Below are 323 nucleotides of genomic sequence, written 5' to 3' on the forward strand. Positions count from 1 at the left end.
ACCAATGAGCAGCTACACCAAATTCCGAGCCACCATTCCTGTGGCTGCGGCCGACGCCGCGTTCGTGCGTCCAATCATCGAATGGATGCTGGGCAATACTGAGCGGCCGGCCCAGCTCCCGGAGCACGAACTGTTTCAGCATGAACGCGTCGAATACGTGCTGCACAACGCGGCTGTGGAATGGTTCGAGTTCCCTGAACCTCCGGACGGCACGCAAGAGTATTACCGTGGCGCGAAGACGTTCATCGTTGATGATGAGGAAGGCGGCTTCGTACTCGAAGTGTGCGGCGGCATCAACCACGAAGACGGCGTTATCGGCCTGT

Annotated in this window: 1 protein-coding gene; it reads left to right on the plus strand. The window is 58.8% G+C overall.

Annotated features, from left to right (window positions below):
• Positions 1-323: hypothetical protein (locus AC1RPR_RS08630; RefSeq protein ID WP_481763539.1), on the plus strand; the 323-nt coding region annotated here is incomplete at both ends.

The sequence above is a fragment of the Dellaglioa sp. CoH-57-MRSF-22 genome (assembly GCF_056781895.1).